General features: G+C 64.6%; 11 protein-coding genes. 2 read left to right on the forward strand and 9 right to left on the reverse strand.

The annotated features are described in order from the left end of the window. Positions 1-40: 40 nt before the first annotated feature. From odhB to ACVIIW_RS08320, 9 genes are all read right to left on the reverse strand, one after another. Positions 41-1,273 carry a 2-oxoglutarate dehydrogenase complex dihydrolipoyllysine-residue succinyltransferase gene (odhB, locus tag ACVIIW_RS08280; protein ID WP_456700296.1) on the reverse strand — a complete coding sequence of 411 codons (1,233 nt, stop codon included), beginning with the start codon at positions 1,271-1,273 and terminating at the stop codon, positions 41-43. Positions 1,274-1,439: 166 nt separating this feature from the next. Beyond that, on the reverse strand, positions 1,440-4,397 hold the full coding sequence (locus ACVIIW_RS08285; protein ID WP_456700297.1) for a 2-oxoglutarate dehydrogenase E1 component: 2,958 nt from the start codon (positions 4,395-4,397) through the stop codon (positions 1,440-1,442). A 134-nt stretch (positions 4,398-4,531) separates the two neighbouring features. Further along, on the reverse strand, positions 4,532-5,416 hold the full coding sequence (gene sucD, locus ACVIIW_RS08290) for a succinate--CoA ligase subunit alpha (protein ID WP_008145220.1): 885 nt from the start codon (positions 5,414-5,416) through the stop codon (positions 4,532-4,534). A gap of 36 nt (positions 5,417-5,452) precedes the next feature. Further along, positions 5,453-5,932, reverse strand: coding sequence for a DUF1579 family protein (locus tag ACVIIW_RS08295; protein WP_456700298.1), 480 nt, complete (start codon positions 5,930-5,932; stop codon positions 5,453-5,455). Between the two features lie 4 nt (positions 5,933-5,936). Continuing rightward, positions 5,937-7,133 carry an ADP-forming succinate--CoA ligase subunit beta gene (gene sucC, locus ACVIIW_RS08300; RefSeq protein ID WP_456700299.1) on the reverse strand — a complete coding sequence of 399 codons (1,197 nt, stop codon included), beginning with the start codon at positions 7,131-7,133 and terminating at the stop codon, positions 5,937-5,939. A gap of 201 nt (positions 7,134-7,334) precedes the next feature. Then, positions 7,335-8,303 (reverse strand): malate dehydrogenase, encoded by a 969-nt coding sequence (mdh, locus tag ACVIIW_RS08305; RefSeq protein WP_092233999.1) that lies wholly within the window; start codon positions 8,301-8,303, stop codon positions 7,335-7,337. A gap of 246 nt (positions 8,304-8,549) precedes the next feature. Then, the gene (zapE, locus tag ACVIIW_RS08310; RefSeq protein WP_456700300.1) at positions 8,550-9,737 is read right to left on the reverse strand and encodes a cell division protein ZapE; all 1,188 of its coding nucleotides are present in this window, start codon (positions 9,735-9,737) and stop codon (positions 8,550-8,552) included. Between the two features lie 110 nt (positions 9,738-9,847). Further along, positions 9,848-10,384, reverse strand: a complete 537-nt coding sequence (thpR, locus tag ACVIIW_RS08315; RefSeq protein WP_456700301.1) for an RNA 2',3'-cyclic phosphodiesterase — start codon at positions 10,382-10,384, stop codon at positions 9,848-9,850. A 173-nt stretch (positions 10,385-10,557) separates the two neighbouring features. Continuing rightward, on the reverse strand, positions 10,558-11,193 hold the full coding sequence (locus ACVIIW_RS08320; RefSeq protein ID WP_456700302.1) for an arylesterase: 636 nt from the start codon (positions 11,191-11,193) through the stop codon (positions 10,558-10,560). 55 nt (positions 11,194-11,248) lie between these two features. Between ACVIIW_RS08320 and ACVIIW_RS08325 the strand changes: the two genes are divergently transcribed. Together ACVIIW_RS08325 and ACVIIW_RS08330 are read left to right on the forward strand one after the other, a co-directional pair. After that, positions 11,249-11,971 carry an ABC transporter ATP-binding protein gene (locus ACVIIW_RS08325; RefSeq protein ID WP_456700303.1) on the forward strand — a complete coding sequence of 241 codons (723 nt, stop codon included), beginning with the start codon at positions 11,249-11,251 and terminating at the stop codon, positions 11,969-11,971. Further along, a complete protein-coding gene (locus tag ACVIIW_RS08330) occupies positions 11,968-14,538 on the forward strand; it encodes an ABC transporter permease (RefSeq protein WP_456700304.1) in 2,571 nt (856 codons plus the stop codon). Before ACVIIW_RS08325 ends, ACVIIW_RS08330 begins: the two co-directional genes overlap by 4 nt. The last annotated feature ends 108 nt before the right edge of the window (positions 14,539-14,646 follow it).

Consider the following 14,646-nt stretch of genomic DNA (forward strand, 5'->3'; position numbering starts at 1 on the left):
CGTCGCACCGATCGCGACGGCGCTCCCAGAGCTTCAGGGATCAGAGATCGAGCACCAGACGTGCCGGATCTTCCAGGCTCTCCTTGACGCGAACCAGGAAGGTGACCGCTTCCTTGCCGTCGATCACGCGGTGATCGTAGGACAGTGCCAGATACATCATCGGACGGACCTCGATCTTGCCGCCGACGACCATCGGACGGTCCTGGATCTTGTGCATGCCGAGAATGCCGGACTGCGGGGCGTTCAGGATCGGGGTCGACATCAGCGAGCCATAGATGCCGCCGTTGGTGATGGTGAAGGTGCCGCCCTGCATCTCGTCGATCTTGAGCTGTCCGTCACGGGCGCGACGACCGAAATCGGCGATGCCCTTCTCGATGTCGGCGATCGACTTGTGGTCGCAGTCGCGCACGACGGGGACGACCAGGCCCTTGTCGGTGCCGACGGCCACGCCGATGTGGTAGTAGTTCTTGTAGATCAGATCGGTGCCGTCGATCTCGGCGTTGACGGCCGGGATATCCTTCAGCGCCTGCACGACGGCCTTGGTGAAGAATCCCATGAAGCCGAGCTTCGAGCCATGCTTCTTCTCGAACGCATCCTTGTAGTGGGCACGCAGCGCCATGACGTTGGTCATGTCGACCTCGTTGAAGGTCGTGAGCATGGCCGCGGTGTTCTGCACGTCCTTGAGGCGGCGCGCGATGGTCTGGCGCAGCCGGGTCATCTTGACGCGTTCTTCGCGGGCAGCGTCATCGGCCGGCGAGGCGCTGCGCACCTGCACGGCGGCAGCGGGCTGGTTCACCGGAGTCGGCGCGGAGGCCGCACGCTCGATCGCGGCGAGCATGTCGCCCTTGGTGACGCGGCCGTCCTTGCCGGAGCCCGGAACGGTCGAGGCGTCGACGCCGGTCTCGGCGGAGAGTTTTCGCACGGACGGAGCGAGCGGAGCATCGGCCGGCGGCGCCTTCGCGGCCGGAGCCGCAGCGGCGGGAGCCGGAGCCGCTGCCGCAGGCTTGGCGGGCGCTGCCGCAGGCTTGGCACCGGCCGCGCCTTCAGTGATCTGGCCGAGCAGCGCACCGACCGCAACGGTGGTGCCATCAGCGGCGATGATCTCGCTCAGCGTGCCGGCGGAGGGCGCCGGGACTTCGATGGTGACCTTGTCGGTCTCGAGCTCCACCAAGGGCTCGTCGACGGCGACGGCATCGCCTGCCTTCTTGAACCAGCGGCCGATGGTGGCCTCGGTGACGGATTCGCCGAGCGTCGGCACACGAATTTCAGTCATGGTCTTTTCCTTAAGGGGATCGCCTATGCGGTCATGAATTCCTGATGTCACGGCCAGCGAAAAAGCAGGCCATCCAGCAAGCCGGGACGCTTCGCATGCACGAGGACGTCACGTCTTACCGGATGCCCCGCTTTTGCAAGCGGGGCATGACGCAGTTCGAAAAAGTTCAGCTCAGTGCTTCGTCCAGGAACGCCTTCAGCTGCGCCTGATGCTTGGACATCAGACCCGTGGCGGTCGCCGCGGAGGCGGCGCGGCCGACATAACGCGGACGCCGGCTTGCGCCGTTCACCTGGTTCAGCACCCACTCCAGATAGGGCTCGATGAAGTGCCAGGCTCCCATGTTGCGGGGCTCTTCCTGGCACCAGATCACCTCCGCCTTCTTGAAGCGGGACAACTCGGCCACCAGCGCCTTCAGCGGCACCGGATAGAGCTGCTCGACGCGCATCAGATAGATGTCGTCGATGCCGCGCTTCTCGCGCTCTTCGTAGAGGTCGTAATAGACCTTGCCCGAGCACAGCACGATGCGGCGGATCTTGTCGTCCGGAACGAGCTTGATCGGCTCGTTCGGCAGCATCTGGGCGTCATCATACAGGATGCGGTGGAAGGTCGTGCCCTTCGCGAGCTCCTCGAGGCGCGAGACCGCCCGCTTGTGACGCAGCAGCGACTTCGGCGTCATCAGGATCAACGGCTTGCGGATCTCGCGATGAAGCTGGCGGCGCAGCACGTGGAAGTAGTTCGCCGGCGTGGTCGGGTAGACCACCTGCATGTTGTCTTCCGCGCACATCTGCAGGTAACGCTCCAGACGCGCCGAAGAGTGCTCCGGTCCCTGGCCCTCATACCCGTGCGGCAACAGGCAGACGAGACCGGACATGCGGAGCCATTTGCGCTCACCCGAGGAGATGAACTGGTCGAACACGACCTGGGCGCCGTTGGCGAAATCGCCAAACTGCGCTTCCCACAGCGTCAGCGTGTTCGGCTCGGCGAGCGAATAGCCGTATTCGAAGCCGAGCACCGCCTCTTCCGACAGCAGCGAGTTGATGACCTCGTAATGGCCCTGCTCGTTGCCGAGATGGTTGAACGGCGTGTAGCGGCTCTCGTCCTCCTGGTCGATCAGGACCGAGTGGCGCTGCGAGAAGGTGCCACGCTCCGAATCCTGTCCGGACAGACGGACGTGATGGTTCTCGTTGAGCAGCGAGCAGAACGCCAGCGCTTCGCCGGTCGCCCAGTCGATGCCCGTGCCGCTATCGATCGCCTTGGCGCGATTTTCCAGGAAGCGCTGGATGGTGCGGTGAACGCGGAAACCATCCGGCACCTTGGTGATCTTGCGGCCGATGTCCTTGAGGACGGGCAGATCGACGCCGGTGACGCCGCGACGGGCATCCTCTTCCTGGTCGGCGATCTTGAAGCCCGCCCATTTGCCGTCGAGCCAGTCGGCCTTGTTCGGCTTGTAGGAGGTGCCGGCCTCGAACTCGGCATCGAGCCGCGCGCGCCAATCGGCCTTGGCCTTGTCGACCTCCCCCTGGGTCATCACGCCTTCGCTGACCAGCCGGCGGGAATAGAGCTCCAGCGTCGTCGGGTGAGCCGCGATCTTCTTGTACATCACCGGCTGGGTGAACGCCGGCTCGTCGCCCTCGTTATGGCCATGCCTGCGGTAGCAGAACATGTCGATGACGACGGGCTTGTGGAATTTCTGCCGGAACTCGGTCGCGACCTTGGCCGCGAACACCACGGCTTCCGGATCGTCGCCGTTGACGTGGAAGATCGGCGCGTCGATCATCTTCGCCACATCGGACGGATAGGGCGAGGAGCGCGAGTAGCGCGGATAGGTGGTGAAGCCGATCTGGTTGTTGACGATGAAGTGCACGGAGCCGCCGGTGCGGTAGCCCTTCAGGTCCGACAGGCCGAAGCATTCGGCGACCACGCCTTGGCCCGCGAACGCCGCGTCACCATGCATCAACAGCGGCATCACCGAGATGCGCTGGTCCGGCGGATCGCCGTGCTGGTCCTGCTTGGCGCGAACCTTGCCGAGCACGACGGGATCGACGATCTCGAGATGCGAGGGGTTGGCGGTCAGCGACAGATGGATGCGGTTGCCGTCGAACTCACGGTCCGAGGACGCGCCGAGGTGATATTTGACGTCGCCCGAGCCTTCGACCGCATCGGGATTGGCCGAGCCGCCCTTGAACTCGTGGAACAGCGCCCGGTGGGCCTTGCCCATCACCTGCGTCAGCACGTTGAGGCGGCCGCGATGCGGCATGCCGAGCACGACTTCCTTCACGCCGAGATTGCCGCCACGCTTGATGATCTGCTCGAGCGCGGGGATCAGCGATTCACCGCCGTCGAGGCCGAAGCGCTTGGTGCCGGTGAACTTGGTGTCGCAGAATTTTTCGAAGCCCTCGGCTTCGACCAGCTTCATCAGGATGGCGCGGCGGCCTTCGCGGGTGAAGGAGATCTCCTTGTCCGGCCCCTCGATGCGCTCCTGGATCCAGGCCTTCTGCGCGGCATTGCTGATGTGCATGAACTCGACGCCGAGCGTCTGGCAGTAAGTGCGCTCGCAGATCGCGGTGATTTCGCGCAAGTTGGCGTATTCGAGACCGAGCACGTGATCGAGAAAGATCTTGCGGTCGAAATCGGCTTCGCTGAAGCCGTACGTGCGCGGGTCGAGCTCTTCGCGGTTGCGCGGGGCCTCGATGCCGAGCGGATCGAGCTTGGCGTGAAAGTGACCACGCATGCGATAGGAGCGGATCAGCATCAGCGCACGCACGGAGTCACGCGTGGCCTGGAGCAAATCGGCAGAGGAAATATCGGTGCCTTTGGCCTGCGCCTTGGCGGCGATCTTGCTGCCGACCGCCTTCTCGACCTCGGCCCAGTTGCCGTCGAGGGCGGAGGTCAAATCGTCCTTCGGGGTCAGCGGCCAGTTGGCGCGCTCCCAGGATGGCCCTTCCGCGTTCTTCCGGACGTCAGCCGGCTGGTCGTTGAGGCTCTTGAAGAACTCCTGCCACTCGGCGTCGACCGAAGACGGGTCCTTCTCGTAGCGGGCGTAGATTTCGTCGATGTAGGTGGCGTTGGTGCCCTGCAAAAAGGATGAGAGGGCAAAGGCTGCGTTCGCGTCCTGGCGAGACATACTGGGTTCCTGGCGATTTCGGTTCGCGCAAACAAACGGCGCTGGCGTCGAGCTCCCGGCAGAGGCTCGACGCGATGGGCACCATTTACCCTATTTGCTGCGAAACTTCGCCCGGAAAAGTACCAAGAAGTGAATTAACCTTTCAATTTTTCGGCAAGCGTATGGCCGAGGCGCGCGGGAGACGGCGACACTGTAATCCCTGCGGATTTCATCGCGTCGGTCTTGGAACCGGCGTCGCCCTTGCCGCCCGAGATGATCGCGCCGGCATGGCCCATGCGACGGCCGGGAGGTGCGGTAACACCGGCGATGAAACCGACCATCGGCTTTTTGCGACCACGCTTTGCCTCGTCCTTGAGGAACTGGGCAGCATCTTCCTCGGCGGAACCGCCGATCTCGCCGATCATGATGATCGACTCGGTCTTGGGATCAGCCAGGAGCATTTCGAGGACGTCGATGAACTCGGTTCCCTTGACCGGGTCGCCGCCGATGCCGACCGCGGTGGTCTGGCCGAGGCCTTCCTGCGAGGTCTGGAAGACGGCTTCGTAGGTCAGCGTACCCGAGCGGGAGACGATGCCGACCGAGCCGGTCTTGAAGATGTTGGCCGGCATGATCCCGATCTTGCACTCGCCCGCGGTCATGACCCCCGGGCAGTTCGGCCCGATCAGGCGCGACTTGGAGCCGGCCAGCGAGCGCTTCACGCGCACCATGTCGATCACGGGAATGCCTTCGGTGATGCAGACGATCAGCGGGATCTCGGCGTCGATCGCTTCGCAGATCGCGTCCGCCGCACCCGGCGGCGGCACATAGATCACCGAGGCATCGGCGCCGGTCTTCTCACGCGCTTCGCGCACGGTGTCGAACACCGGCAGGTTCAGATGGGTCGAGCCGCCTTTGCCGGGCGAGGTGCCGCCCACCATCTTGGTGCCGTAGGCAATCGCGGCTTCGGAATGGAAGGTGCCGTTCTTGCCGGTGAAGCCCTGGCAGATGACCTTGGTGTTCTTGTCGATCAGGATGGACATGAGGTCTGCTTTCGCGAAACTAACAGAGTGAGAGGATCAGTGGATGCGCCGGTAAACGCCGGTGAGCACGTCAGCCCAGCCTTCCGCGTCCGGCGAGAACTGGACCTTCAACGAGTAGGAGGAGTCGTCGATAATCTCATAGACATGGCGCGCGTTGCCGCGGAGCGAGCCGCGCACCAGCGTCAGGGTCTTGCCGACCCACCCGCCGGAGGCGGGCGAGGGCGGGGTGTAGCCAAGCGAATCGTACCAGAACAATTTGTAGGTCCGGTCGTCGCGGTCGTAAGTGAAGATGCCGTGGGTGGCGAAGCTCTGCTTGCCGTCGCGCATCTGCACCGAGTCCTGAATCAGGTAGAACCCGTTCAGGTCCATGCGCGCGACGACGTGAGACGTGGCGGTGCCGCCTTCCGTCCAGCGCGACGGAAAGACCACCTCTTCACCATTCCATTCGCCGGCGAACGCGGCGAGACGCGCATGCTCTGCAAGTGGAGACGATGCGGAGAGATGGTCCTGGGCCATGAGCTTAGCCTCCCTTGACGGCCTTCACGATCTTCTGCGCGGCGTCGTCGAGATTGTCGGCCGGCACCACGTTCAGACCGGATTCGCGGATGATCTTCTTGCCGAGCTCGACATTGGTGCCTTCGAGGCGAACCACCAGCGGCACACTGAGGCCGACCTCACGAACCGCAGCCGTGACGCCCTCCGCGATCACGTCGCACTTCATGATACCACCGAAGATGTTGACCAGGATGCCCTTCACATTGGGATCCGCGGTGATGATCTTGAACGCTGCCGCAACCTTCTCCTTGCTGGCGCTGCCGCCGACATCGAGGAAGTTCGCCGGCGCCATGCCGTAGAGCTTGATGATGTCCATCGTCGCCATGGCGAGACCGGCGCCGTTGACCATGCAGCCGATATTGCCGTCGAGGGTAACGTAGTTGAGGTCGTACTTCGACGCCTCGATTTCCTTGGGGTCTTCCTCGGTCTCGTCGCGCAACGCGAGCACGTCGGGATGACGGAACAACGAATTGTCGTCGAACGATACCTTGGCGTCGAGCACGCGGAGCTGGTCCTGCTTGGTCACGACCAACGGGTTGATCTCCAGCATCGACATGTCCTTGGTGACGAACGCCGTGTAGAGCTGCGCGGTGAGCTTCTCGGCCTGCTTGGCGAGATCACCGGAGAGCTTCAGCGCCTTGGCAACGGTGCGGCCATGATGGCCCATGATGCCGGTCGCGGGATCGACCGAGAAGGTCACGATCTTCTCGGGAGTATTGTGCGCGACGTCCTCGATGTTGACGCCGCCCTCGGTCGAGACGACGAACGAGACGCGAGAGGTCTCGCGGTCGACCAGGATCGAGAGATAGAACTCCTTGTCGATGTCGGAGCCGTCCTCGATGTAGAGGCGGTTGACCTGCTTGCCGGCCGGGCCGGTCTGCACCGTCACCAGGGTAGCGCCCAGCATCTGCTTGGCGAACTCGGAGACCTCCGCGGCCGACTTGGCGATGCGGACGCCGCCCTTGTCGCCCGCCGAGGCTTCCTTGAACTTGCCCTTGCCGCGGCCGCCGGCATGGATCTGGCTCTTCACCACCCAGACCGGGCCCGGCAGAGCCATGGCCGCAGCGTCTGCGTCGGTGGCACTGAGGACGGGAACGCCCTTGGAGATCGCTACGCCGAACTCGCTCAGCAGCGCTTTGGCCTGATATTCATGGATATTCATATGGTCGCTCCCTGAACCCGCGGGCGGTGACCCCTCAGGGCCCACCTCAGTCTTGTGGCTGGCATACCATATACCACAGCAACTGCAACCCGGATTCTCTGATGTCGGAAATCTTGGGCCGGACCCCGTCCCGGCTAGCCGGGGCCCGGAAATGAAACCGCCGAGAACCGGTTTTCGGTCCTCGGCGGGAGTGTTGAGGCTTTAGCGACCGAGAAGATCGGGGGCGATCTTCTTGCAGGCATCGACCAGGCCCTGCACCGCGCCAACCGACTTGTCAAAGGCCTCGCGGTCCTTGCCGGCGAGTTCGATCTCGACGACGCGCTCGACCCCCTTGGAGCCGATCACCACGGGCACGCCGACATACATGTCCTTCACGCCGTATTCGCCGTTGAGGTAGGCGGCGCAGGGCAGCACGCGCTTCTTGTCACGCAGATAGCTCTCGGCCATCGCAATGGCCGAAGCAGCCGGCGCATAGAAGGCCGAGCCGGTCTTGAGCAGGTTGACGATCTCGGCGCCGCCGTTGCGGGTGCGGTCGACGATCTCGTCGAGGCGCGCCTGCGAGGTCCAGCCCATCTTGACGAGGTCGGGCAGCGGGATGCCGGCAACGGTGGAGTACTTCACCAGCGGCACCATGGTGTCGCCATGGCCGCCGAGCACGAAGGCAGTGACGTCTTCGACCGAGACGTTGAACTCGTCGGCCAGGAAGTAGCGGAAGCGCGCGGAGTCGAGCACGCCGGCCATGCCGACGACCTTCTTGTGCGGCAGCCCCGAGGCCTTCTGCAGCGCCCAGACCATGGCATCGAGCGGGTTGGTGATGCAGATGACGAAGGCGTCGGGGGCGTATTTCTTGATGCCCGCACCAACCTGCTCCATGACCTTGAGGTTGATGGAGAGGAGGTCGTCGCGGCTCATGCCGGGCTTGCGCGGCACGCCGGCGGTGACGATGCAGACCTTGGCGTTGTCGAGCGCCTCGTAGGAGTTCGCACCGCTGTAGTGCGCGTCAAAACCGTCGACCGGCGAGGACTGCGCGATGTCGAGCGCCTTGCCCTGCGGCACGCCCTCGGCGATGTCGAACATCACGACGTCGCCCAGTTCTTTCAAGCCGATGAGGTGAGCCAGCGTTCCGCCGATCTGACCGGAGCCAATCAAAGCAATCTTGTCGCGCGCCATGTGAACTGTCCTCTAGACACGTAAGGAGGGGAAACTGAGAGGGTGGTTATCCCTTTCGCTTGCCCCGTTCAAGTCGGCGGATGCCCAATTGTCGGGCTTGCCGCGTTTCCGCCCAGCGGTCCCTAAGCCGTCATTCCGGCGCGCCCGCGCCGTTGCGCGGGCGAACCGGGAATCTGGAAATTGCAGCGCGAGATTCCGGGTTCGCGCCGGCGCGCGCCCGGAATGACGGGAGGATAGAAATAGGACCTAAGTCTCCACCAAGCCTTTGGTGGAGCCGCTGGCGGTGGAATCCTTGCGCCCGTGAGCCAGCGCCAGATAGGATTCCGAACTCATCTCGATCAGGCGCGATGAGGTCCGCTTGAACTCCATCGCCTCGTTGCCCTCTGTCGCGACATAGAGCGATATCGGGTCGGCATCGGCCGAGGCCATCAGCTTCACGGCATTGTCATAGAGCGTGTCGATCAGCGTGATGAAGCGCTTGGCGGCGTTGCGCTGGGAGAAGTCCATCACTGGAATATGGTCGACCAGGATGGTGTGGTAGTCGTGCGCCAGCCTGAGGTAGTCTGATGCACCGAGCGGCTTCTCGCAGAGATCGGCGAAGCCGAAGCGCGCCACGCCATGGGCCGAGCAGGGCACGTGCAGGATGCGCCCCTTGATCTGGATGTCGCGCGACCTGCATTTGGCATTGCCGGTCATTTTGGCCCAGGCGCGATCCAGCGCAGCGCCGGCATCGCCGTCCACGGGCGTCAGCCACATCGGCACGCCCTGAAGCTTCTCCAGCCGGAAGTCGGTGCGCGCATCGAGCCGCGAGACGTCCATGTGGTCCGAGATCTGCTTGATGAAGGGCAGGAACAGCGCGCGGTTCAAGCCGCCCTTGTAGAGATCGTCGGGGGCAACGTTGGAGGTCGCGACGACGACGGTGCCGAGCTCGAACAGCTTGGCGAACAGGCGCCCGAGGATCATCGCATCGGCAATGTCGGTGACGTGGAATTCGTCGAAGCAGAGCAGCCAGCTCTCCTCGAAGATCGCGTTCGCCGTCAGCGCGATGACGTCGCCGTCGGCGATCTCGCCGCGCGCGATGCCCTGGCGATAATCGTAGATGCGCTCGTGCACATCGGCCATGAATTCGTGGAAATGCGCGCGGCGCTTGTGCTCGACCGTGGAGTGCTGGAAGAACAGATCCATCAACATGGTCTTGCCGCGGCCGACCTCGCCATGGATGTACAGCCCACGCGGCGCTTCGTTCTTGTCGCCACCGTTGAACAGGCGGGCGAGCAGCCCCTGCTTGCGCTTCGGGCTGTAGTTCGCAAGCCGCAGGTCGAGCGCCGCATAGGCCTCGGCGACCTCGGCCTGCGCGGCATCGGGCTCGATCGCGCCTGATGCGATCTGGGCCTGATAGGCTTCGCTGAAGGAGGAGTTCGGGGTGGAGAGCATGGCTCTTTACCGCCAGAGACCGGCGGAAATTGCAAGCCGTCAATTGGTGGACGGGCTATGCGCTTTCATCTCCCTCGCCCCGTTCTTACGGGGAGAGGGGAAGAACGAGCTCACTCACACAGCTCGTAGGCGTCCTCGACCACATACGGGCCGCCGCCGGTCGACGCACGCGACGAGAACAGCACGAAGCGCTCCGCCACGAACGCCTTGCTCGGGAAGTAGCCGCGGATCGAGAGATAGTCGGCGACGTCGCGGTCGGAGGCGTCGTGCAGCCGGGCCAGCGTGACGTGCGGGATGAATTTGCGGCCCTCCGGATCGAGGCCGATCCGCTGCATCATGCGTTCGAGCTCGGCCTGCAGCTCCATCAGCGGCTTGCTCGGCGCGATCGTCGCAACGACCGCCCTCGGTTTGCGGCCGCCAAAACTCGTCAACCCCTGCACCTTCACCTCGAACGGCTTGCGGTCGACGCGAAACAGCATCGATGCGATCTCGTTGGCGGAGACGCCATCGATGTCGCCGATGAAGCGCAGGGTGACGTGATAATTTTCGGGATCGATCCAGCGGGCTCCGGGAAGGCCACCTCGCAAATTGGAAAGCGTCTGGCAGACCTCGGCCGGAATTTCCAGACCAGTAAACAAACGCGGCATCGTTTCGTACTCCCGATGCTTGGGCATGATCCCGGGGAGAGATCATATCCAGATTTTAGAGCCGGCGACGAATCATCAGTACCCTGATTCCTATCGCAGTTGTGTGACTCTGCGAAGTGTTGGCGAGGCTACACCGGGAAAACCCTGATGTCAGGGTTAGCATTGCCTGCATTTCAACGGCGCTGCTCGCCGATCGTGCGCACGAATGCCTCCACCGTGGGCAGCATGTTGTTGACGATGATGTCGACGCCTGCAGCGGTCGGATGAATGCCGTCGGCCTGGTTGAGCTTGGCGTCCGCGGCGACGCCGTCGAGGAAGAACGGATAGAGCGGCACGTCGAACCGCTTCGCCAGTTCCGGATAAATCGAATTGAAGCGCGCGCCGTAGTCCGCGCCGAAATTCGGCGGCGCCAGCATGCCACATAGCATCACGGCGATCTTGCGCGCCTTCAGACGCTGAACGATGTCGGTCAACGCCGCCCGCGTCAAGTCTGGGTCGATGCCGCGCATCGCGTCGTTGGCGCCGAGCTCGATGATGACGCCTTCGGTTCCCTCGGGCACCGACCAGTCGAGCCGGTCGCGGCCGCCGGACGAGGTGTCGCCGGATACGCCGGCGTTGACCATCTCGACATCTATGCCATTGACATGCAACGCTTTTTGAAGCTTGGCAGGAAATGCATCCTGGGCCGGGAGGCCAAGACCCGCGCTCAAGGAATCGCCGAGAACGACGAGCTTGATCGGTTTTGTCGAATCCGCCCGGGCCGGACCCGTGAGCGTCATCAAAGCGAGCATCAACACGGCTATGTGCATGAACAATCCGTAACGCCTCTCGACCCCACGTGCGGAGTTGCCATATGACCGGACCATGGACAGTCGCATCGAAACCTCTTCGCTCGCCGGCACTGCGCCGGACACCATCGCCATCTCCAACGTCAATCTGTCATTGGGCACGGGGGCGGCACGCGTTCACATCCTCAAGGATATCAGCCTGCGGATCGGCTCGGGGGAGACGATCGGCCTGATCGGCCCGTCAGGCTCGGGCAAATCCACGCTGCTGATGGTGATGGCGGGGCTGGAGCGACCTGATAGCGGAGAGGTGGTGGTGTCAGGCACGCCTTTCAATGCCCTCGACGAGGACGCGCTGGCGCGTTTTCGCGGCCGCCAGGTCGGCATCGTCTTTCAGTCCTTTCACCTGATCCCGACCATGACCGCGCTGGAGAATGTCGCGGTGCCGCTCGAGCTCGCCGGCAATCCTGATGCCAACAAACGCGCGGCCGAGGAGCTGCAATCGGTCGGACTCGGCGATCGCCTGCATCATTATCCGACGCAGCTCTCCGGCGGCGAGCAGCAGCGCGTGGCGCTGGCGCGCGCACTGGCGCCCGATCCCGCCATCCTCGTCGCCGATGAGCCGACCGGCAATCTCGACGAGGCCACGGGAAAGCAGATCATCGATCTGCTCTTCACCAAACATGCCGAGCGCGGCATGACGCTGGTGCTGGTGACGCACGATTCCTCGCTCGCACATCGCTGCGACCGCGTGATCCGCCTGCGCTCCGGCCGCATCGACACGCAGACGACCAGCGCATGAGCGTCGCCATCGCACCGTCCGCGAGGCCGAACGGCGTCGCGCTGTCGCTGCGCTATGCCTTGCGCGAATTGCGCGGCGGCCTGCGCGGTTTCTACGTCTTCATCGCCTGCATTGCGCTCGGGGTGATGGCGATTGCGGGCGTCGGCTCGGTCTCAGCGAGCCTCAGCGACGGTCTCGCGCGTGAGGGCCGCACGCTGCTCGGCGGCGACGTCTCTTTCGTGCTGTTCCAGCGCGAGGCCAAGCCGGACGAAATCGCCTTCCTGCGCTCGCGCGGCACCCTCTCCGTCGCCGCCACCTTGCGCGGCATGGCGCGCTCGGCCGAGGGCAAGCCGGCGCTGGTCGAGATGAAGGCGGTCGACGACACCTATCCGATGCTCGGACAGTTGACGCTGGCGCCGCCACTGCCCCTCGCCGATCTGCTCGCGGAACGCGACGGCGCATTCGGCGCGGCTGCCGATCCGACGCTGCTGGCGCGGCTTTCACTCAAGATCGGCGACCGCGTCACCATTGGCTCTGCGACGTTCCAGATCCGCTCCAGCGTCGAGGCCGAGCCCGACAAGCTCGCCAGCGGCATCGGGTTTGGCCCACGCTTGCTGATCAGCGAGGCGGCCTTGCGTGCCACCGGTCTCATTCAGCCAGGCAGCCTGGTACGCTGGGTTTACCGCGTCAAACTGCCCGACGCCGCCAACAGCGACCGCGCCACCGACACCTTCATTGCCGACGCCCGCAACGCCGCGCCGCAGGCCGGCTGGGAGGTCCGCAGCCGCTCCAATGCCTCGCCGCAGCTGGAACGCAATATCAGCCGTTTCACCCAGTTCCTGACCCTGGTCGGCCTCGCCGCGCTTTTGGTCGGCGGTGTCGGCGTCGCCAATGCCGTGAAGAGCCATATCGACCGCCGGCTCGAGGTGATCGCGGCCTTCAAGGCCGTCGGCGCCACCGGGCGCGACGTGTTCGGCATTTATCTGGCGCAGGTCGTGCTGCTGGCCGCGATCGGTTCGGCGATCGGCCTGGCGCTCGGCGCGGCGATGCCGTTCGCCATCGTCGGCCTGTTCGGCAAGCTGCTGCCGCTGCCGGTGGTGCCGGCGGTGCATGCCGACGAGCTCGCACTGTCCTTCGTCTATGGCCTGCTCACCGCGCTCGCCTTCGGTCTGTGGCCGCTCGGACGCGTGCATGACGTGCCGGTCGCGGCGCTGTTCCGCGACACCGTCGCCGCCGAATGGCACCGGCCGCGCCTGGGCTATCTCGTGTTCATGGGCGGTGTCGTCGCGCTGCTGGTCGCGGTCGTGATCGGCCTGTCCTTCGACAAGCGCATCGCCGCGGTGTTCGTGGTCTCCTCCGTCGTCGTGTTCGCCGTGCTGCGCGGCGTCGCCGCCGTGCTGATGGCGATCGCGCGCCGCTTGCCGCGCACGCGCTTCACCATGCTGCGGCTTGCGATCGCCAACATCCACCGGCCGGGCGCGTTGACGCCGTCGGTCGTGCTCTCGCTCGGGCTCGGCCTCGCGGTGCTCGTCACCATCACCCAGATCGACGGCAATCTGCGGCGCCAGTTCCTCGCGGCGCTGCCCGATCGCGCGCCGGCGTTCTACTTCATCGACATTCCGAGCACGCAGGCCGCCGAGTTCGACGGTTATCTGCGCCAGATCGCCCCCGGCGCGAAGGTCGAGGACGTGCCGATGCTGCGCGGGCGCATCGTCGCGGCCCGCGGCGTCCGTGCCGAGGACCTCAAGCCGTCGACCGATTCCGAATGGGTGCTGCAGAGCGACCGCGGCCTGACCTATACGGGCGAGCTGCCGAAAGGCTCCAAGGTCGTCGAGGGCGAATGGTGGCGCGCCGACTATTCAGGCCCGCCGCTGGTCTCGATGGAGAAGAAGATCGCCGACGGGCTTGGCCTCAAGCTCGGCGACGAAATCGTCGTCAACGTGCTCGGCCGCGATATCGCGGCGAAAATCAGCAATCTGCGCACGATCGACTGGCAGGGGCTCGGCATCAATTTCGTCCTGGTGTTCTCGCCGAGCGCCTTCAAGGGCGCGCCGCATACCCACATCGCGACGCTGACGGAATCGGGCGGCGATGCGGCCGGCGACGGCAAGATCATCAAGCAGGTGGCGGACGCCTACCCGATGGTGACGAGCGTGCGGGTGCGCGAGGTGATGGAGACGGTCGGCGCGGTCGTGACCAACCTCGCGCTTGCGATCCGCGGCGCCAGCGCCGTGACCCTGATCTCGGCAATCCTGGTGCTGGGCGGCGCGCTCGCCGCCGGTCATCGCCACCGGGTCTATGATGCGGTCATCCTCAAAACACTCGGCGCGACGCGGCTGCGGCTGCTCGGCGCCTATGCGCTCGAATACCTCTTGATCGGCCTTGCCACCGCAATGTTCGGCGTGATCGCCGGCAGCATGGCCGCCTGGATGATCGTGACGCGGCTGATGACGCTGACCTTCGTCTGGCAAGGCGGCAGCGCGGCCGGCGTGGTCGTGGCCGCGCTGGTCGTCACCGTCGGGCTTGGGCTCGCGGGCACGCTGCTGGCCTTGAACAAAAAGCCCGCCACGGTGTTGCGGAATTTGTGACAAAAGGTAGCGGGTAGCCGCGCCGGACCGAAATCGGCCGGACCGGAAGCGCAGGATTCCTGCGATTAACCACGTCTGCTGTCAGGTTCTCGTCAGGATTGCGCGAAA

The sequence above is a fragment of the Bradyrhizobium sp. USDA 4449 genome (genome assembly GCF_054056275.1).